This is a genomic window from Lacrimispora sanguinis (assembly GCF_044987295.1).
In the GTDB taxonomy this organism is placed as follows: Bacteria; Bacillota; Clostridia; order Lachnospirales; family Lachnospiraceae; genus Lacrimispora; species Lacrimispora celerecrescens_B.
On sequence record NZ_CP173277.1, the window covers coordinates 4,218,245 to 4,238,667 of the forward strand.

Here is a 20,423-nt window from a genome sequence, read left to right on the forward strand (position 1 = left end):
TTATACAATAAAATAAGGAGTTGTGAGAAAATATGATAGAGTCAGATACGATAGAACTATTACGTGCGTGCGATGCAGGGATAAAAATGGGAGTCGCGTCAATTGATGAAGTTTTAGAATATGCCTATGATGATAAGCTGAAAAAATATTTGATTGACTGCAAAGACAAACATGTTAAATTAAAAAATGAGATACACACCCTTTTAGATGAACTTCACGACGACGGCAAAGAGCCGAACCCAATGGCTAAAGCTATGTCGTGGATAAAAACAAATGCGAAATTGATTGTGAAGGAGTCAGACCATACAATTGCTGACTTGATAACAGATGGATGCAATATGGGTGTAAAATCGCTCAATAAGTATCTAAATCAGTATAAGGCGGCTGACGAAAAGCCTAAAGATATTACGAAACGGCTTATTAGTCTCGAAGAAAAGCTTGCTGAAGATATGCATCAGTTTTTGTAAATAAGTCTGATAAATTTTGTTAACACTGCGGACAGAAATTGAGTGGAGTCATGGAATGAGGGACTCATAAAAAGAACAAGGTGAGCTTATAGGATTGGGATTTGAAAGGTTATGTAAACGGCATCGCGCTTGTAAATACGCGTTTGCCGCCCAGGAAAATCCCGTATCTATATAAAGCACCAGCTGGCTGCAGGAAGCGCTACCCATACGTAATGTTAATATATGTCTCTGATTCCGCATTAGGTGCTTGTCGATATATATTTTCCCTTATGCGTTGAAAATATGCTGAAAAACAACTATGATTGTGAGACGCAGATATTCGCCTTTATAATGTTGTAAAAAAGACCGTTTGGTAATATAATATTACTTATATTACTGAATTGGTCTTTTCTTACTGATTTGGGGTATTATATAGCATGACTCATTAAACCCTTGTAAATGCGACGTTTAGAAGAGTATAAAAAGTAACTTAACATTCCTTCTATGTATATCAGATCACTCCTTATTTGCTGGAGGCGGAGGAATAAAAATTTTGTTTGGTACAGGCATATCTATTTTCGTGATATGCCTGTTTGACTATTATTTACAAAGAAAAGAAAAAAGAGAAAATCCGGTGGGAAATGAAGAAGGTATTTTTAGTTAACAGTTTTAAAAGGAAGTTGATGGTTGCCCTTATGTCTGTAGGGCTGGTGCCATTAATCATTATCAGCATTTTATATCAGAATATCCTGAATAACCGTATCGTTGAGGATACGAATGCAGCAAGCATTGAAAAGCTGAAGTATTTAAGTATGAATATCGAACGTCAAATAGATGCGGCAGAGCAATTACTTGGCTGGATTACATATAATCAACGCCTGGAACAAATTTTGAAAAAGTCATATGATCAGGTTTATGAAAAACAGATGGACATTATTGAATTCAGCTCCTATACCATGGAATATGCCATTAATGCCAACGTAGAAAATAAGATTTTTAAAATACTGATCATGAATGAGGATGGTTCTTCCTTTCAGATGGGCAACGGTTATTCCCTTCTTCGGGAAGCGGATATCATGGAAGCGGGCTGGATGGAAACATTCCAGAGAAGGAAAGCGGATGAATTGATTCTGAGCATGGACCGGTATGCGAAAGATACCTTTGTTTTCCCTATGAGCAGCCGTATTTATGACAATCTGACCGGCAAGCCCATAGGCTGGTGCTTATTGATCTTTCAGAATAATATGTATTCAGATTATCTGCTTGCCGGAACTGAGGAAAATAGACAGGAGCACCTTTTTATCATTAACGGAAGCGGCCAATGCATTGCACATACTGATAAAAATCTGTTGGGGACAGATATGTCAGATGTTTCTATGGTTCAAGAGATTCTTCAATCCGGTCAGGAGACCGGTCATGTTACAGGAATCTATGATGGGGAGGCCATGATTCTCCATTACTATCAGATTCCGAATACAAATATGATAGAGATCCAGGGTACTTCCCTAGAGGCATTCTTACAGGAGAAACGCAGCATGACCAGACTGCTGGCCTTGCTCATCCTCACTACGGTGACGGCTATTTTATTTGTAATTCTCTATTTAAGCAATATGCTGATGCGGCCGATTAATACCATCAGCGAATACATCAAGAAAGTACCGGGAAGTGGTTTTAAGGGTAATATGGTCCTAAAGGGGGATGACGAGTTTAAGAAAATTGCGATATCCATTAACAACATGGAACGGGAGATTCTCCAGCTGATGGAACGGGAAAAGCAGGAAGAGGAAGTAAAGAAGAAACTGGAATTTAAGGTTCTTCAAAATCAGATTAACCCGCATTTCCTCTATAATACTCTAAACTCGATTAAGTGGATCGCCTCGCTGCAGCATGCGGATACCATCCGGGATATGACGTCTGCACTGGGCCGTCTTCTTCAAAATATCTCCAAAGGTACAGACAGTAAGATACCGATTTACGAGGAGATGTCCTTATTAGATGATTATATTCTGATTCAGGACATCCGTTACAGTGGAAAGATACAGGTGGAATACCACATTGGAAACAGTGAGATTACCCAGGCCTATATTGTGAAATTTTTATTGCAGCCAATTGTGGAAAATGCTATCTTTCATGGAATCGAGCCAAAGGATTCAGGAGGCAGGATTGACATCTATCTGGATCGTGTGGAAGATGATATTCATATTAGCATCGTGGATGACGGAATTGGAATGACTAAGGAGCAGATTGCTTCCCTTTTATATCCGGAAGAGGCAGGGGAAAATGTACGGGGACTCAGCGGAATCGGTGTCAGCAATATTCGAGAGCGGATTATAATGACCTACGGAAAAGAGTATGGAATCGAAATCACCAGCCGTATGGGAGAGTATACCAGAGTGATGATTAAAATCCCCTATGAGAGAGAAGGTTAAAAATTGAAAACAATCATGATTATAGATGACGAACCTCTGATCCGACGAGGCCTGGAGAGCATGATTCACTGGGAAGATATGGACTGTCGGTTGATTGGTCAGGCTGCCAGTGGGGAGGAGGGGCTTTTAAAAATCCGGGAATGGAAGCCGGATATTGTATTTACTGATATCAAGATGCCGAAGATGGACGGGATTGCCATGATGAAGGCGGTTGCAAATGAAGCAGATCCGCCTGTATTTGTAGTCCTCAGTGGATATAATGATTTTGAATTGGTCAGAGCCGCTATGCGTCTAGGCGCTGTGGACTACTTGATGAAGCTGAATCTGGAAGAAGAGGAATTAATCCGCGTAGTGAAAGAGGCATCAGAGCGGGTAGCTGATAAGAGGAAAGAGCCGGTTTCTGTTCCGCCTTCCTATGATTTTAAAGAGCATTTTCTAAAAGAACTCCTAAGGATGCGTCAGGATAAAGAGTTTTACCGGAAGATGGAACCACAATCATTTAACTTAAAGTCAGGAGCCTCTTATCGGCTGCTGGTCATAAAGCTGACAGAACTTCCGGACGAACAATGGAATCAGAGTAAATTGTCTCAGAATTTCCTGATCAATATCTGTAAAGAGCAGATTTCAGAAGATGTAGAAGTTTATGAATATCATCTGGAGGCTGATACATTTGTGCTTTATATTGAGAGCGGAGGAGTCCTTTCCAAATCAGTGCTGATTTCTCAATGTGAGGCGATGGAGCTGGCAATCAAGAAATATTTAAATCAGGAAATCAGGATTGGAATCAGTACCCCGCATCATAATGCCATGCATCTTCCGGAGGCATTTGAGGAAGCCTTGCAAAGCATTGCCTTCCATATCGGCGGAGTCAATACCAGAATACATTTCTATATGGATCTATTAAATACACACTATCTGGAAAAGCAGGTGGATCATATAAAATCTGAGACGGATTTGTTTGATGCAATAGAGAACTTTTTGCTGCAGCTGCAGAAGTTTATCACCCAGCGTGCCACAAGGGAGGAAGCTGTACATATTTGTTATCTGCTGATCACTCAGATTTATGAATTGGATTCCAACAGTAAGCCCTTTTTTATCCGTTGGTTTGGGAAAGAATATACCTCCGTCCGGGATTTTAGCAGTGAGGTGGATTTGGCGATGGTAAGTACGTGGGTACTTCGGCTGGAACAGGGGCTTAACAGCTTCAGTCAGGAATATATGGGGGAAATTTACCGATATAAAGTTAAGAAAGCAAAACAGTTTATTTTAGAGAATGTCTACCAGAAAGTTTCTTTGAATCAGGTGGCGGCTGAACTGGAGATTACACCGGGCTACCTGAGCAGAATCTTTAAAAAGGTCACGCAGCAATCTTTTTCTGACTATATTGCAGAGATAAAAATTGAGGAGGCCAAAAAGCTTCTGCTCCAGGATAACAACCGGGTATATGAAGTGTCGAATAAGCTGGGATATGAAGATCCATATTATTTCAGTAAAGTATTCAAAAGGGTAACTCAGATGACACCCAGCGAGTATATTGCAAGAAATTAAGCAAGGCCCATCAGCCCTTTAAACCGCTGGTGGCCACCCCTTCGATGAAGAAGCGCTGCATACTTAAGAATAGTGAGCCGACCGGAATCAGGGAAATCAGCGCAGCGGCCATAATCAGATTGTAGTCTGCCGAATACTGTGTGATGAACATGCGTAGTCCTAGCTGTATGGTTTTTAATTCATTGGAATTTAAGTAAATCATGGGACCCATGTAATCATTCCACACATTGACAAAACTGAAGATGACCAGGGTCGCAATTGCAGGTTTGGACAGTGGCAGCATGATTTTTTGATAGATTCCAAATTCACTGAGGCCGTCAATCCTGGCGGCTTCTGACAGTTCCGTCGGGATGCCTAAGTATGCCTGGCGGATCAAAAACACGCCGAATGCAGTGAATGCCTGCATAAGTATTAAGGACAGGTGAGTGTCGGCCAGATGCATTTTACGTATCAGGATAAACTGTGGAATCATATATACCTGCCATGGCACCGCAATGGTTGCAACATAGCATAGAAAAATAAAGTCCCTGCCGGGGAATTTCATCTTGGCAAACGGATAAGCCGCAAAGCTGCTGGTCAGCACTTGAAGTAAGGTGATGATGATAGCTAATTTAAAGCTGTTTTTGAAGAATAGCAGCAGGGGAATCTTTGTCCATATGTCTGAAAAATTTTTCCAGTTAACCTGTTCAGGAAGCCAGTGCATGGGAACGGAAAATACATCCTGGCTGGTTTTTAGTGAGGAGGACATCATCCAGAAAAATGGGAGCAGGATGATGAGGCTTAATATGATCAGCAGACCATAAAGGATAATCTTTTTAAAAGAACTAGTTTGTGAGTTCATTCCTCTTAATTCCTTTCTCTCGTTTTTTACATGTAGCTGACCCATTTTTTTTCTGCCCGGAACTGGACGATGGTAATAGCCAGGACTATGATAAACAATATCATGGAGATGGCACTTGCATAGCCAAATTCATAGTTGATGAAAGCAGTGTTATAGATGTTAAACACCAGTACATTGGTGGCCCGGCCAGGCCCTCCGTTGGTCATGACGGATACCAGGTCAAATACCTTAAAGCAGGCAATGGTGAGCATGATACTGACGAAAAATGTAGTCGGTGTCAGCATGGGCAGGGTAATGCTTTTAAAACGCTGGAAGGAATTGGCTCCGTCCACCTTGGCTGCCTCGTAAAGTTCCCGGGGGATTGCCTGAAGGCCGGATAAATACAGGATCATATAGTACCCCATACTTTTCCAGATGCTCACGATAATGATAACCGGCATAGCCCAATCAACGGAGGAGGTCCATCCCGGTGGATTGGCGATACCGAGGAACCTAAGAATATTGTTGACTGGTCCCAGAGTCGGATGGAACAATAAGTTCCATACCACTGCGATCGCTACCAGGGATGCCACATGTGGAAAAAAGAAGATGGTACGGAAGATGTTAATCCCTTTCATCTTCTGGTTTAAAATGATTGCAAGGCCCAGAGCCGCCGCCATGGTGAGTGGTACGGTGAATACAGAGTAATATACCGTATTCCATAAAGAAATCTTAAAGGTGTCATCGGTCCAAAGACGTTTGAAGTTTTCAAACCCCACGAATACCATAGGGTTGGCTGAATCCCATTCCATAAAACTGAGCCCCATGGAACACACGATTGGAATCAGGGTGAAGATCAGAAAGCCAACCAGATTGGGAAGTAAGAACAGGTAGGCCATTGCCATATTTTTAACTTTTCGCTTTGTCATAGTTATGCTGTTGCCAGCTCCTCCTTCGATTAGAATTTTAAAATCCTCTAGATCCATTGCAACGTAGATTTAGAGGATTTTAATGGATGATACTATTTGTTCAGCAGCTTCTGAACACGCTTTGCCATATTGTCAAGGCCGTCATCTATGGTCTCTGCTCCCAGCATAATTAAGTCATGCTCTTCAGAAATTATCTTATCAACGGCACCAGCCTGAGGAATCATCTGACATTCCAGCACAAAGGAATCAACAGTGATAGCTTCTTTGAATCCTTCCGGCATACCTTCTACATTCACCAGGGTGTTGATGGTTTTCTCATTCTGGTAAGCGGGAAGGGTTCCCAGGCTTGCAAGGAGGTCAGCGCCGGGTTCGGAACACATGAACTGAATGAACCGCCATGCTTCTTCCGGATGGGCTGCATTTTTGTTGATCGCAATTGGAGTAGGGTTGCTGATTGCAATATTTGGATCCTGGCCCTCGAAGTGAGGTGCTTTTGCTGCGCCCCATTCAACGCTTGTTTCACCCTTATTTTTGGCATTAATGATTAAGTTGGCAAACCAGGTACCCATAGGTTCCATAGCAACCTGCTCTTTATAAAATGGTCCGCTGTAGTGGACATTACCGGTTTTTAATGTACCGTAATCCATGGCAGTTTTATCTTCGTTCTGTATGCCAAGGAACAGTTCATATACAGGCTTTAAGAACTGGTAATCACCTTTATCCATGGCATGATCTTTATCCATACCCCAGCGGTAGAGGGAGCCTGGCCAGGTATGAAGATGGGAGCCATAGACCTTGTCATTGCCTTCGCCGGAAGTCAGCTTCTTGGCCAGTTCGCGGTATTCGTCCCAGGTCATATCATTGGAAGGATAATCTACACCGGCTTTGTCAAACAGGGTTTTGTTGTAATATAGGAGATAGTAATCGTTTCTGAACGGAAGACCATATAACTGATTACCGATCTTGATTCCTTCATCCGAACCGTAGTAGGGTGCCATATCCAAACCGCTTTTTTCAACCATATCATCCAAAGGCATCAACTGGTTCTTCTCTACCAGACTTGTGTAGATTGGCATGCTCTTGATTGTGATGACATCAGAGGTATCGCCGGAAGAAAGAAGAACCGGGATCTTGGTGTCGTAATCGGTTCCCCCGATATCAGTAACCTTTACTTTGATATCGGGATTTTCTTTTTCAAACGCCTCCACAAGCACTTTCCAGTAATCGGTTGTGCCATAATCCCAGACGGTGAAGGTGATCTCCACCGGTGCTCCGCCGCCTTTCTGTGTGTCAGAATTTTCTGCCTGTGCAGCTCCTTGCTTCTCAGCCGGTTCGGTTTTAGCGCTTGTACTGCTGCAGCCGGTCAGCAGAGAAACGCCACAGGCTGCGATACAGGTTAATGCGGCTGTTTTTTTCATCAAGTGTTTCAGTTTCATGTAAACTCCTCCTGTTGTTTGTGTTGATATCGGTATTATAAAAAAATAGACGGTGTAATTGAATGGAATATCTGTTTTTATTTCGCCATTATTGAAACTCTGAAGGATAATTTTGATTTTAACCCTATAAAATTATGAACTTTCATGGAATATATTGCAGTTGCTGCTGGTTGCAGGGATAAAATCATACAGTATTTATGAAAATCCTCCATGTATTTTCCGTCTATATTCTACTATACTTATGGCAGATTAAAAAGGAGGTTTTAAGAATGGAAGCGTGGTTGGAGCAATTATATAAGAAGATAGAGGGGAAGATAGAGGCAGAGTGCAAACGAATAGGTGGAAGAATTCCGTATTGGACGAAAGATGGTATCTATGCGGAAGATTACGCCGTGAAAGATATTTACTGGTGGACCAATGGGTTCTGGCCGGGTATTCTCTGGAAAATGTATTACGCAACCGGCAAGGAGGAATACAAACGGCACGCGCAGGAGGCAGAAAAAACTCTGGATGGAGCACTGCATGGTTTTATGGGACTTCATCATGATACGGGTTTTATGTGGCTCCATAGTGCGGTGGCCGATTACCGTCTGACTGGCTCGGAGGAATCCAGAGTGAGAGGTCTGATGGCCGCCAATATTCTCGCTGGAAGATATAATCCGGCGGGAAGCTATATCAGGGCATGGAATCAGGAATGTGTGAAAGAGGGGGAGGACTGTACCGGATGGATCATCGTGGATTCCATGATGAATATCCCATTGCTTTATTGGGCGAGTAAGGAACTAAAGGATCCCAGATTTTACAACATTGCAAAGAATCATGCGGATACAATCATGAGAACTTTGGTCAGAGAGGACGGATCCTGTGGGCACATTGCCTGTTTGAACCCCGATACCGGAGAACTGGAACGGATTCTGACGGGACAGGGATATTCGGATACATCCTCCTGGTCCAGAGGGCAGTCGTGGATTCTGTACGGTTTTGCGCTGAGCTATCGACATACGGGGAATGCTGCTTATCTTGAAACAGCGAAAAGGACGGCCCATTATTTTATCTCCAATATCACTTTGACGGAATATATTCCGCTTTGTGATTTCCGCCAGCCGGATCAACCGGCATATCTGGATGCTTCCGCAGGATTGTGTGCCGCTTGTGGACTCTTAGAGATTGCGGAGCATGTGGAGGAGGGAGAGAAAGCCCTTTACCGGAAACATGGTGAAAGGATTGTGAAAGCCATATCGGAAGTGTGCTGTAACTGGGATCCGAATGTGGATTCGATCGTGCAGCAGTGCAAGGTGGATTACCATGGCAGCGGCAACCGGCAGACGGATTTAATTTATGCGGATTATTTCCTTGTGGAAGCGGTTTTAAGACTTCTTAATAAAGACTTTTTAATTTGGTAAAGAGGGAAAGAAGGTGTGGCAATGAAACAGATCATAGAGAGACTGCATAAAAGAGAGGATTTTGAAAGGCTTGTTTTAGAATTGCTGAATCCCCTAAAACCATATTATTCTCAGAAAGGGGCCTGTCTTAAATTAGGCAGCACGGCGGCGGTTTATGATCAGGACGCCGCCTTGGCGGAAGGATTTTTAAGGCCGCTATGGGGGCTAGTTCCATTGTGGGCAGGAGGAAGCGAAGAGTCAGAGTTTAAAAAGATTTATCAAAAAGGTCTGGCTGCAGGCACAAACCCGGATGGTGCAGAGTACTGGGGAGGATTTCAAGATGTAGATCAGCGGTTTGTTGAGATGGCCGCAATCTCTTACGGGATTTTAATGTCACCGCAGGTAGTATGGGAACCGCTGTCAGAACAGGAACAGTCTAATTTGGCCGGATGGCTGGATGGAATCAACCATTATCAGTGCCCGCCCTGTAACTGGATGTTCTTTGGAATCCTGGTTAATGTTGCATTAAAGTCTCAAGGACGGCCATATAATGAAGATCGTCTGATAGAATATCTGGATTATATTGAGTCATGTTATCAAGGGGAAGGTTGGTATATTGATGGTCAGAATGGGGAAAAGGACTATTACGTTTCCTTTGCATTTCATTATTATGGGCTTATATATGCACGGTATATGAAAGCAGAGGATCCTAAACGGTGCAGGATTTATGAACAGAGGGCATTTAGCTTTGCTGGAGAATTCCTTTACTGGTTTGCGGAGGATGGTTCTGCACTGGCCTATGGACGGTCTTTGACGTATCGTTTGGCACAGGTTTCATTTTTCTCCATGTGTGTGGCCAATGAATTGGAGGTGCTTCCTCTTCCGGTGATGAAAGGACTGATTGTGCGCCATCTGCAGTTCTGGTTGAAACAGTCTATATTTGATAATGCCGGCATTCTGACGATAGGATATGGATATTCCAATCTGCTGATGTCGGAACAGTATAATGCCCCTGGTTCTCCATACTGGTGCATGAAGGCATTTGCCCTGTTATCTCTTCCGGCAGCCCATCCTTTTTGGGAGATGGAAGCAGCCCCCTTGCCAGAAATGGATGATCTGCGTGTAATTTCAAATGGTTCTATGCTGGTGCAGCGTCTGGGAGGAGAAGTATCTGCTTATGTCAAGGGACGTAGTCTGCCACATCACCATGTGCACATGGAGGAGAAATATTCTAAGTTTGTATATTCCAGTAAGTTCGCATTTAGTGTTCCCCGGTCTCTTCGGACTTTGGAGGAAGCGGCTCCTGACAGTGTTCTGGCTGTAGAGCATGGTGGGATGATTCATACGAAAGGAATTACAGGACGTTCGTATATTGAGAATAATGAAATCTATATGGAATGGTCTCCCTGCGAGGGAGTCGATATCGTAACAAGGATTGTGCTTCTTCCTAAGGGGCACAGAAGAATTCATACAATTAACAGCAGATTCTCCTGCAAAGCCTTTGATTGCGGTTTTGCCATACCTTGTAATAAGGAGACAAGGAAAGAACTATTGGAAAATGAGGGAGTTGCATCAGTATACAATGGCTGGACCGGTTACCAGGCCAGATGTGTAGGAAAGAAGGGGAAGGGATTCCTGATCCATGCTGCGCCTAACACCAATCTAATGGATCCGAAAACAGTGATTCCCAGTGTTGTGTACGAAATTATAGAAGGAACTCAGACGGTCATGACTGAATTCCTGGAAGTAACCGATGAGAGTGTGGTATAACACGAGTTATAATCAAAAAGGCTGGTATTTATTCAATGGAAGATTGAATAACCAGTCTTTTTTAATTTGTAATTATCATACGGTTGGTAATAAAAGGAACAGGAAACCAGAGATTTATATGCCATATATATACAATTGAACCATTTTTTGCGCGTTGTTCAAAGAATAACCAGCATGTTATACTTGTAAAAAACTAAGAGAGAAAAGGAACATGTGATGAACAAAAGTATTATGAAGAAACTATTTCTGTCTGTCTCCGTTTTTATGGTGATCATTCTGAGTTGTTACTTAAGCAGGGTGGCATTTGCTGAAAAGCCTAACAGAATTTCCTCAGAACCTTCCCAAGATTCCACAACCATAACGGTTGCAGACAATCCGGTACCTCTTTCCCCGAAAACCATTGCAGATAATTCTGAAACGGCTGCTGTCCTTGCTGCAGAGGAATCAGATGCACCACCCGCAACGGAACAGTCTACTTCGTTAGCAGCGGAATCATCAGCTTTACCCGCAACGGAACCCACCAACTTACAGTCCGGAAAATTAGTTGGATATTATGCAGCATGGGCGGCCTATTATAATTACTATCCAAATCAGATCGATGCCGGGAAATTGACCCATATTAATTATGCCTTTGCCAACATTGGTTCTGACTTAAAGCTAACCCTGGGTTATCCTGACGTGGATTCTTCTAATATAAAGCTTTTAAATTCTTTAAAGCAGACAAATCCGGATTTAAAAACACTGATTTCCGTCGGAGGCTGGAACTGGTCAGGGAAATTCTCGGATGCGGCTCTGACAGAGGAGACCAGGACTGCATTTGCAGACAGTTGTGTTGATTTCATTAAAAAATACGGGTTTGACGGAGTTGACTTGGACTGGGAGTATCCGGTCAGCGGAGGTCTGGCAACAAATACCAGGCGCGGAGAAGATAAACATAATTTTACTCTGCTTCTTAAAAAGATTCGAGAAAAACTGGATGCTCAGGGTGCTGCTGACAATAAGCACTACTTACTGACCATTGCAGGAGGAGCGGATACTTCTTACATAAACAAAGTAGAACTGTCAAAGCTGGCCCAGTATCTGGATTATGCAAATCTCATGACCTATGATCTGCATGGATATTGGGATTCCAATACAGATCTTCTGGCTCCTTTATATGACAACGATGATCCTTCTCCTCAGTATAAATCCAGTGTGGATAAGGCTGTCAATGCCTGGCTGGGCGCCTCTTTTCCGGCAGAAAAGCTTGTAATGGGGATTCCGTTCTACGGATATTTATATTCTTCTGTAAATAATTCAAACAATGGAATGTACCAGACCTTTGGCGGTTCCAGTTCCATTGGATATCAGGATATTAAAGACAAATATTTAAATAAACCAGGTTATACCAGTCATTTCCATTCCCAATCAATGGCTCCCTGGATATTTAATGGTACAATCTTTATAAGCTATGAAGACCCGAAGTCCATAGGCTATAAATCTGATTATATCAAATCAAAGAAGTTAGGCGGTGCTATGGTTTGGGAGCTGAGCCAGGATCCAAAGGGAGAACTTCTCAGTGCACTGTATCATGGATTAAAACAATAAAAGAAAGGCGTCAGTTCCTTATCCCAGGCAGGGAATATGGAATTGACGCCTGTTTTTATCTTATTTTTCCAAAGTGCTTAGACCAGCAACTTCATCAACGGGAAGAGAAAAAGCAATGGCATGTTCTCCGGTTTCTTTTAACACCGTTTCACAGATGGATTTAAGAACTGCCTGTTTATCCGTGAAGGGAACCAGGATAAGGAGAATTTCCTTCTCGCTGGAAAGAGTCAAACCAAAAAGCTTTTTTGAATCATCAGCAAGAGCTTCTCTGGCTTTGACCAGGGTTCCTCCCTTGCAGCCGGCATTTCTTGCCGCTTCCATAATAGGAGCGGAAAGGTCGGTATTGATGACAGCAGCAATTAGTTCGTATCTGATCGTATCTGACATAGAGCGATCCTCCTTGTGATAATCTGTGGATGTGGGCATATCCCCGGCTGCCGGGGCAGTTTCTAATATACTGGAAGCAGCGGCGCTGATCCCTGATAAGGGGATGGTGAATACAATGCCATAGCCTGGCTTTTCAAGCTCTAATGTTTCGTGCAGTGCAGATAGTAAGCGTCTGGTAGCTGCTTCCTCCACAATTCCGATAACCAGATCTTTTTCCGGCTCATCAAACCCCAGGCAATCCCTGATTGCAGAGCTTGCGGTTCCATGTCCTCTGGTAATGAGAAGCAGTTCCTGATGATGTTCTCTAAAAACGGAAGCTGCTTTCTCGCCCTTTCCTCTGGCTACGATAATCGTGATCCAGTTTATTTTACGATTGGAAGTCATCAGCCTCCTCCTTTCCTAAGTCAATAAATTCTAACTCCATATTAAGAAGCGGCGCATTGGCCGGAACGTTCGCTTTTTTAGTTTTGTAGTTATAGGAAACACCGATGAGCTGAATAATGATCAAAGGCGTCATGGCAACCATGGCTACGATACCAAAGGCATCAGTTACAATATTTCCTCCCAGAGCCTCACAGGCTCCCATTGCAAAAGGAAGCAGGAAGGTAGCCGTCATAGGACCGGAAGCAACCCCGCCCGAATCAAAGGCAATGGACGTAAAAATAGGTGGGACCACAAAGGAAAGGCCAAGGGCCAGGGCGTAGCCGGGAAGCAAGAGAGCCATTAAGGGCAGGCCGGTCATAACCCTTATGATTGACAATCCAAGGGAGATAGCCATGCCTATGGATAATCCTGTCATCATGGTTTTTTCTGAGATTGATCCTCCTGTAATCTCCTCTACCTGCTTATTTAAAACCTGTACGGCAGGTTCGGCTTTCACGATAAAGTAACCGATAAGCATGCCGATGGGAACCATGACCCAGTTATAATGGAGTGAGGCAAGCTGCTGCCCCAGATAATTACCGGCAGGCATAAAACCTACGTTGACGCCGGTAAGGAAGAGCGTCAGTCCGATGTAAGAGTAGATGAGTCCTACCAGGATTTTAATCAACTGTCTTTTTCGCAGCTTCAGAAAGAAAAGCTGGAATATGATAAAGAACACCAAAACAGGAAAAAGAGCCAAAAAGACTTCCCATGCATAATCAGGAAGTTCATGCTGAAAAGCCAGCCAGAGATCCTGGGAATTATTTATGGAAGGGATCATTAAGGGTTCATAATCAGTGGCAGAGGATTTATAGACCAGACCCAGTATCATAACGGAAAGAATCGGTCCTATGGAACATAGGGCGACCAGACCGAAGCTGTCGCTATCCGAGTTCTTACCCCGTCCGATTGATGAGAGACCCACGCCAAGAGCCATGATAAAGGGCACTGTAATAGGTCCTGTTGTAACACCGCCGGAGTCAAAGGCTACAGCCAGAAATTCTTTAGGAACAAAAGCGGACGTTACAAAGAGTATGGCATAACAGATCATAAGGATATGGGATAAGGTCCAGCCAAACAAGGTTCTTAAAAATGCGATTGCCAGGAATACCCCAACTCCTCCGGCCACAGAAAGAATCAGGACCATGTCAGGAACTGCGGGCGTCTGTCCCGCCAGGACCTGAAGGTCAGGTTCTGCGATGGTAATGATAAATCCAACGACAAAACAGGCAAAAACAATAAGCGGAAGCTTTTTGGATTTTGCCAGGTGGGCACCCGCTTTTTCGCCGATAATCATCATGGACATATCAACACCAAGTGTGAAAAAGCCCATTCCAACGGTTAAAAGGGTTGCACCTACCAGAAACAGCATCAGTGGGTCAAGAGGCATGGGAGTGATGGTTATGCACAGGATCAACACGATACATGTAACGGGCAGGACAGATGATAAGGATTCTACTATTTTTTCTTTTAATTTTTGATTCAAAGAGATACCTCCTGTTGTCCGTCTTTTATGATAGGGATTCTTAAGAATGATAATTTGCACAGAATTGTGCGTGAGCCTGCAGACTCTTTTTAGATCATGACTAGTTTAACATACAATTAGTTGCGAGTGCAACTAAAATTTTTATGAACAATTGGTATTTCTGGAAAATTCCCTTTTCAACTGTTCACAAATGTACAATTACCTGTCTTACTAATTTCATACCCTTTTAATGGAAGGAGGTTGTTTTTAAATTCCTGAGAATTTACGGTATCGGCAATGCTTTGAAAGACCGGATGGTTAAAGGCTTCCTTAGAAAAGACCAGGTCCATGGATGCAAAGGACAGAGGGATATAATCCAGTTGTGGGTATGCAGCCAGGTGGGAGATATCGCCGATGCCTGCGTCAGCACTTCCCGATGCGACCGCATTAGCGGCTGACATGTGGGAGAGACATTCCTTCTGGTATCCGTGTATAGCGGCCTTCTCCGTGTTTTGAGTTGAAAGGCTGGAGTCCATATAGATCCGGTACCCGTTACCCTTCTCTCGGTTTATGAACCTAATATCCGGCCGGCATAAATCCTTTAAGGTGTGTATGCCCTTTGGATTTCCTTTTCTGATATAAAGACCTGCCTGAAGATTGCAGATATGAAGGACTACGGCTTCCTTTCCTGGCATCAGGTTTTGAATCTGCTGAATTTCCTGTCCTTCCCGGCCGATACAGAAAGAGGTGAGAGCCATATGGGTCTTTTCAAAGTACAGGGAATACAGGCTGTTATATTCATTCATATAAGAATGCAGGATGGGAAGGCTGTCCGGACGCAGGCTCAGCTGGCTGCGAAACAGCTCCACAACTCTGGATTCCTGGCTGCTTATAATCAGGCCGCTGGCATTAAGAAGATAATCCATCTGCCGGATTGCAGAATCGGCGGTAAACAGGGGGATGTCCATGATCCCGGGAAGAGGTTCATCTGCGTGGGAAGAGCTGTTGCTGCCTGGAATCTTTAAATATTCATCCAGCTGTTCCTGACTGATCCTTATCTGCTTACCTACCTTGCTTGCACTTAATTCTCCCCTCTTTATCAGTTCATATACAGTGGATTTTTTAATTTTAAGCTGATCGGCGACTTCCTGGGTGGTATATATTTTTTCCATACGGTTTCCTCTTTATTTCTTGTGGTTTCCATTATTTATAAATAGTTATAGCATATTTCATTTCATTGTCAATCAAAGCCGCAAAAGCCGGCTCAAATCCCGATATTATTATAAAATTAGATTGGCATTGACAATCCGTAGGATATCATCTAAAATGAATTGGTAATTACCAAACGGGACAAAACCCAACGAAACATAATTAAAATGAACAATAATATATTATTGTTCAAAAACCAGGAGGAAGTATTATGAAATCAGGAAAGAAATTACTTGCAGTAATGATGGCGGCTATGTTTGCTGCCGGTACGGTTGCGGGGTGCGGTTCAACCGGTACAAAGGCTACGCAGGCAGATCAGACAACTGCAAAAGAGGAGACCAGTAAGGTTGAAGAAACTACGAAGGCAGCTGAAACCACCGAGGCAAAGGCAGAGAAAGAAGACCTTTATGTTTTTATTGCGGCCAGTTTAAAAAATACAATGGAAAAGATTAAGGAAACTTATGAAAAAGATCATCCAAATGTAAACATAATATACAATGCAGACAGCTCCGGCACTCTTCAGACCCAGATCGAAGAAGGCGCCCAGTGTGACGTTTTCTTTTCTGCAGCAACCAAGCAGATGGATGCGTTAAAAGAAGGCGGATTTGTAGTAGACGGCTCCATCAGCAACCTGCTTGAAAATAAGATTGTTCTTATTAAGCCAAAAGATGGGAAAACTGAGGTAACTGGTTTTGACAATATCACAAAGGCATCAAGCCTTGCTCTCGCAGGAGAGGATGTACCAGTTGGCCAGTATGCGAGAAAGCTGTTCACCAATCTGGGAACCCTTGATCAGGTAATGAAGATGGAAATTAATGAAGGCGCGAATGTTACTGCTGTTTTGACAGCAGTTGCAGAAGGAAGCAATGAAGTTGGTGTTGTTTATGCAACCGATGCAGCTTCTATGGCAGACAAGGTTGAAATCATTGCAGAAGCAGATAATAGCATGATCGATCCTGCTGTTTATCCGGTGGGCCTGATCATCGACAAGGAGGCTTCAGAGGGGCAGGTTAAGGCAGCCGCTGATTTTAAAGAGTATCTGGTAAACGATGAAGGCGTTATGAAGCTGTTTACAGATGCCGGATTTGCAAAATCCACAAAATAATAATACATAAAAAAGGGGGTGAAAATCTATGCTTGATCTGATGAAAACAATAGATTGGAGTCCCCTTTTTATTTCTCTTAAAACGGGGATTCTGGCAACTGTGCTGACATTTTTTCTGGGAATAGGCGCTGCTAGACTGATCATGAAGCTGAATAACACGGCAAAATCCATTGTAGATGGTATCTTAACATTGCCTTTAGTGCTCCCGCCTACTGTGGCCGGGTTCTTTCTTCTTTTGATCTTCAGCCTTCGCAGACCTTTCGGTAAATTCCTTTTTGAAGAATTTAACATAAAAATGGTACAAACATGGCCAGGCTGTGTTATAGCTGCTTTTGTCATCGCGTTTCCTTTGATGTACCGGAATGCGAGAGCAGCTTTTGAGCAGGTAGACGTTGACATGATTCATGCGGGAAGGACCCTTGGTTTATCGGAGAGGAAGATTTTCTGGAAGATTATCGTTCCCATTGCGGCACCTGGACTGGCTTCCGGGACCGTGCTCGCCTTTGCAAGAGCCATCGGAGAATACGGGGCCACTGCCATGCTGGCAGGGAACATCCTGGGAAAGACCAGAACGGTTTCCGTTGCAATAGCTTCCGAAGTAGCGGCAGGAAACTGGGATAAGGCTGGATTCTGGGTTTTTGTCATTGTTATCTTGTCTTTTTTTATCGTTGCTGTTATAAATTATATATCCGGAAAAAATATGAAACATGTGAACAGGTGGATTTGATATGGCATTGCAGGTAAACATCCGAAAAAAGTTTTCAGGATTTGAATTAAATGTAGAATTTGAGACTGAAGCCGGCTGCATGGGGATCTTAGGAGCCTCAGGCTGCGGGAAAAGTATGACTTTAAAATGTGTGGCAGGAATTGAAACACCGGATCAAGGCCGGATTGTTTTAAACGGGAAGGTGTTGTTTGATTCGGAAAAAGGGATCAATCTACCTGCCAGAGAACGCCGTACCGGCTACCTGTTTCAGAACTATGCCTTGTTTCCCACCATGACCGTAGAGGAAAACTTAAGTATCGTGCTTCCAGGAAAAAAACGGGATAAGTTACCCCTTGTTGCAGAACAGCTAAGGCGCTTTCAGCTGGAAGGGCTGGAAAAAAGATACCCCTCCCAGCTATCGGGAGGGCAGCAGCAAAGAGTGGCTCTGGCCCGCATGCTTTTATACAAACCGGATATTATTATGTTAGATGAGCCCTTTTCTGCATTGGATGGCTTTTTAAAGGACACGCTTCAGATGGAAATGCTGGAACTGATCAGGGACTATAGCGGTGATGTGCTCATGGTATCCCATTCCAGAGATGAAATCTACAAATTCTGTGACCATATGATGCTCCTTTCAGAAGGAAAGACTATATTAAAAGGCTGCACAAAAGACATTTTCCGAAGACCGGAACGAATGGAAGCGGCAAAGCTGACCGGCTGCAAAAATATATCATCCATAGAGAAAATAAGTGATTATGAGCTTTATGCCTGTGAATGGAAGATAAAGCTTAAAACAGAGGAGAAAATCGGAGATTCCGTCAGGTACGTGGGAATCCGGGGCCATAACCTGATTCCGGTTCAGGAACGGTCGGAGGAAAATGTCATGGGAATTGAATTGGCTGGGTTTGCTGATACGCCTTTCCAAAGGCAGTACCTGTTCCAGAACTCAGACGATAAATCCTCCTCAAAGATCTGGTGGGTCCAGGATAAAATGGACTTTGAGGAAGGAAAGATTCAAAATATTCCGCCATTTATGAAGTTTCCCAAGGAAGACCTCCTGCTTTTGCTATAGTGTTTGTGAGAACCGGTTGACAATGAGTATAGAAATGCTTACAATCATTTTATGAAAAAGCAGTATAATCTTTTGGCTTATAATCCATAATTACTTCTATATATTTCCACTTTCCTGCCATGCATTTTTGGCAGAACCCGCCCCGTTTTACCGGGTGTAAAGGTATACCGAAGTATATTTCAACAGGCCAGGATTGGATGAGAGGAGGCATATGAGATGAAACTCAGTGCAAGAAATCAGTTTAAGGGAAAAGTTGTAGGAATTGAGACAGGTGCGGTAAACGCCATTGTAACCATTGATATTGGCGGCGGCAATATCGTATCGTCCACAGTTTCCATGGCGGCGGTGAAGGACTTAGGACTGGAAGTCGGAAAGGATGCCTATGCCATCATTAAAGCGACTTCTGTAATGGTTGGGATTGATTAAAAGTATATTTTCTAAAAAACTGACAGTCCTATATAAGACAGTTTAAATTAAAAACTGTTTATGGGCACTGCCAAGTAAGATGTGTAAGAAAGGAAGCGTATCGTTCAATCCGAATGATACGCTTCCTTTCAATTTGTACGATGATTTATTGTTGTTTTGGCTTGATTGGACTTATCTGCTATATGGACAGGGGAAGAAAGGAAGTAATTGGAACACCAAAACAATGAGATAGAAATCAAACAAACAGAGAATTTATGAAATGTATTGGAGAACTATTGACTCTAGCATAGTGCTATAGTTTATGATAATTGATGCAGTTGGATTAATTGCAAGGAGGTGGTATTTATGCTCAAAATTGGAGATTTTTCAGCATTATCAAAGATAAGTATTTTTATGCTCCGGCACTACAATGAAATAGGTTTGCTCATTCCGGTATATATTGATGAGTTTACAGGTTACCGCTATTACAGCGAAGAACAGCTCCCTATTGCCAATCGTATACAGGCGCTAAAAAATATGGGGTTTGGGTTGTCAATTATTAAGGATATCCTAGCGGAATACAATAATGAGGATAGCCTAAAACGATATTTGACTCTTCAAGCCGCTCAAAAACAAGAAGAAATTGAGATAATGCAAAAGCAATTACTGTTGCTTCAAACAACCATAAAGGGTCTTAACAAGAGTTCCTCACTTTCCAGATTTAACATAGCGATTAAGGAAATTCCTAAAAGGAATGTCATAAGTTATCGCAGTACAATTGCCGCATACAATCAGGAGGGTATTCTGTGGAAGGAATTGTCGGAGAATATTGAGGAACAAAACATACAGTATGCTAATCCAAGCTACAACATTGCAATCTTTCATAATGAAGGATTTGTAGAACATGAAATTGATGTAGAAGTTCAGAGAGCTGTTGTTGGAAATTATAGAAGTACAGATATTGTAAAATTCAAAAGCGTTCCTGTGATTACCGCCGCGACATTAACTTACAAGGGTGGTTACATTCAACTTGTCGAAGCAAATGAAGCAATTGCAAATTGGATTTCAGAAAATGGTTATGAATTTGATGGTCCAATCTTCAATATCTATCATGTTTCTCCTGAAACTGAACCCGACCCGGCCAATCTGATTACAGAAGTATGTTTTCCAATTAGAAGCAAATAGCGTGTTCATTTTAATCGTTGCTGAATAAGCAGCGGTTTTTTTGTTACTTAAATTTCTTTTATACCTATTGACTCTAGTACCGTACGATACTGTACGCTTATTACAAAGAGAAAAGG

At 42.8% G+C, this 20,423-nt stretch carries 17 protein-coding genes; 11 read left to right on the top strand and 6 right to left on the bottom strand.

Annotated elements, in window-relative coordinates; all coding sequences use genetic code 11:
• The first annotated feature begins 32 nt into the window (after window positions 1–32).
• The 3 genes from ACHZES_RS19585 (at window position 33) to ACHZES_RS19595 (ending at window position 4,423) form a co-directional block, all read left to right on the top strand.
• On the top strand, window positions 33–467 hold the full coding sequence (locus ACHZES_RS19585; protein WP_038276907.1) for a hypothetical protein: 435 nt from the start codon (window positions 33–35) through the stop codon (window positions 465–467).
• 620 nt (window positions 468–1,087) lie between these two features.
• Window positions 1,088–2,875, top strand: a complete 1,788-nt coding sequence (locus tag ACHZES_RS19590; RefSeq protein ID WP_395546321.1) for a sensor histidine kinase — start codon at window positions 1,088–1,090, stop codon at window positions 2,873–2,875.
• A 3-nt stretch (window positions 2,876–2,878) separates the two neighbouring features.
• Window positions 2,879–4,423 carry a response regulator gene (locus ACHZES_RS19595; protein WP_395546323.1) on the top strand — a complete coding sequence of 515 codons (1,545 nt, stop codon included), beginning with the start codon at window positions 2,879–2,881 and terminating at the stop codon, window positions 4,421–4,423.
• 10 nt (window positions 4,424–4,433) lie between these two features.
• Here ACHZES_RS19595 and ACHZES_RS19600 read toward each other — a convergent pair whose 3' ends face one another.
• The 3 genes from ACHZES_RS19600 to ACHZES_RS19610 all read right to left on the bottom strand — a co-directional run bounded on the left by ACHZES_RS19600 (window position 4,434) and on the right by ACHZES_RS19610 (window position 7,608).
• On the bottom strand, window positions 4,434–5,264 hold the full coding sequence (locus tag ACHZES_RS19600; RefSeq protein ID WP_038277399.1) for a carbohydrate ABC transporter permease: 831 nt from the start codon (window positions 5,262–5,264) through the stop codon (window positions 4,434–4,436).
• Window positions 5,265–5,290: 26 nt separating this feature from the next.
• Entirely contained in the window at window positions 5,291–6,172 is an 882-nt protein-coding gene (locus ACHZES_RS19605) for a carbohydrate ABC transporter permease (protein ID WP_089990447.1), read from the bottom strand.
• Window positions 6,173–6,264: 92 nt separating this feature from the next.
• Window positions 6,265–7,608: an ABC transporter substrate-binding protein gene (locus ACHZES_RS19610; RefSeq protein WP_154522994.1), complete on the bottom strand. Its 1,344-nt coding sequence runs from the start codon at window positions 7,606–7,608 to the stop codon at window positions 6,265–6,267.
• 269 nt (window positions 7,609–7,877) lie between these two features.
• Here ACHZES_RS19610 and ACHZES_RS19615 point away from each other — a divergent pair, with 269 nt between their 5' ends.
• From ACHZES_RS19615 to ACHZES_RS19625, 3 genes are all read left to right on the top strand, one after another.
• Window positions 7,878–9,011 (top strand): glycoside hydrolase family 88 protein, encoded by a 1,134-nt coding sequence (locus tag ACHZES_RS19615; protein ID WP_395546326.1) that lies wholly within the window; start codon window positions 7,878–7,880, stop codon window positions 9,009–9,011.
• 21 nt (window positions 9,012–9,032) lie between these two features.
• The gene (locus ACHZES_RS19620; protein ID WP_395546328.1) at window positions 9,033–10,760 is read left to right on the top strand and encodes a DUF2264 domain-containing protein; all 1,728 of its coding nucleotides are present in this window, start codon (window positions 9,033–9,035) and stop codon (window positions 10,758–10,760) included.
• A gap of 231 nt (window positions 10,761–10,991) precedes the next feature.
• The gene (locus ACHZES_RS19625) at window positions 10,992–12,347 is read left to right on the top strand and encodes a glycoside hydrolase family 18 protein (protein WP_166429683.1); all 1,356 of its coding nucleotides are present in this window, start codon (window positions 10,992–10,994) and stop codon (window positions 12,345–12,347) included.
• A gap of 60 nt (window positions 12,348–12,407) precedes the next feature.
• Here ACHZES_RS19625 and ACHZES_RS19630 read toward each other — a convergent pair whose 3' ends face one another.
• The 3 genes from ACHZES_RS19630 to ACHZES_RS19640 form a co-directional block, all read right to left on the bottom strand.
• Window positions 12,408–13,118: a hypothetical protein gene (locus ACHZES_RS19630; protein ID WP_038276917.1), complete on the bottom strand. Its 711-nt coding sequence runs from the start codon at window positions 13,116–13,118 to the stop codon at window positions 12,408–12,410.
• On the bottom strand, window positions 13,102–14,643 hold the full coding sequence (locus tag ACHZES_RS19635) for a DUF1538 domain-containing protein (RefSeq protein WP_038276920.1): 1,542 nt from the start codon (window positions 14,641–14,643) through the stop codon (window positions 13,102–13,104). The genes ACHZES_RS19630 and ACHZES_RS19635 overlap by 17 nt, the downstream gene beginning before the upstream one ends.
• Before the next feature lie 176 nt (window positions 14,644–14,819).
• A complete protein-coding gene (locus tag ACHZES_RS19640; protein WP_395546330.1) occupies window positions 14,820–15,794 on the bottom strand; it encodes a substrate-binding domain-containing protein in 975 nt (324 codons plus the stop codon).
• Between the two features lie 248 nt (window positions 15,795–16,042).
• Between ACHZES_RS19640 and modA the strand changes: the two genes are divergently transcribed.
• The 5 genes from modA (at window position 16,043) to ACHZES_RS19665 (ending at window position 20,307) form a co-directional block, all read left to right on the top strand.
• A complete protein-coding gene (modA, locus tag ACHZES_RS19645; RefSeq protein ID WP_395546332.1) occupies window positions 16,043–16,936 on the top strand; it encodes a molybdate ABC transporter substrate-binding protein in 894 nt (297 codons plus the stop codon).
• A 28-nt stretch (window positions 16,937–16,964) separates the two neighbouring features.
• On the top strand, window positions 16,965–17,663 hold the full coding sequence (gene modB, locus ACHZES_RS19650; protein ID WP_038276925.1) for a molybdate ABC transporter permease subunit: 699 nt from the start codon (window positions 16,965–16,967) through the stop codon (window positions 17,661–17,663).
• Between the two features lies 1 nt (window position 17,664).
• On the top strand, window positions 17,665–18,717 hold the full coding sequence (locus ACHZES_RS19655) for a sulfate/molybdate ABC transporter ATP-binding protein (protein WP_395546334.1): 1,053 nt from the start codon (window positions 17,665–17,667) through the stop codon (window positions 18,715–18,717).
• Window positions 18,718–18,933: 216 nt separating this feature from the next.
• On the top strand, window positions 18,934–19,143 hold the full coding sequence (locus ACHZES_RS19660) for a molybdopterin-binding protein (RefSeq protein WP_025234675.1): 210 nt from the start codon (window positions 18,934–18,936) through the stop codon (window positions 19,141–19,143).
• A 345-nt stretch (window positions 19,144–19,488) separates the two neighbouring features.
• Window positions 19,489–20,307: a MerR family transcriptional regulator gene (locus ACHZES_RS19665; RefSeq protein WP_395546336.1), complete on the top strand. Its 819-nt coding sequence runs from the start codon at window positions 19,489–19,491 to the stop codon at window positions 20,305–20,307.
• Window positions 20,308–20,423 lie beyond the last annotated feature (116 nt).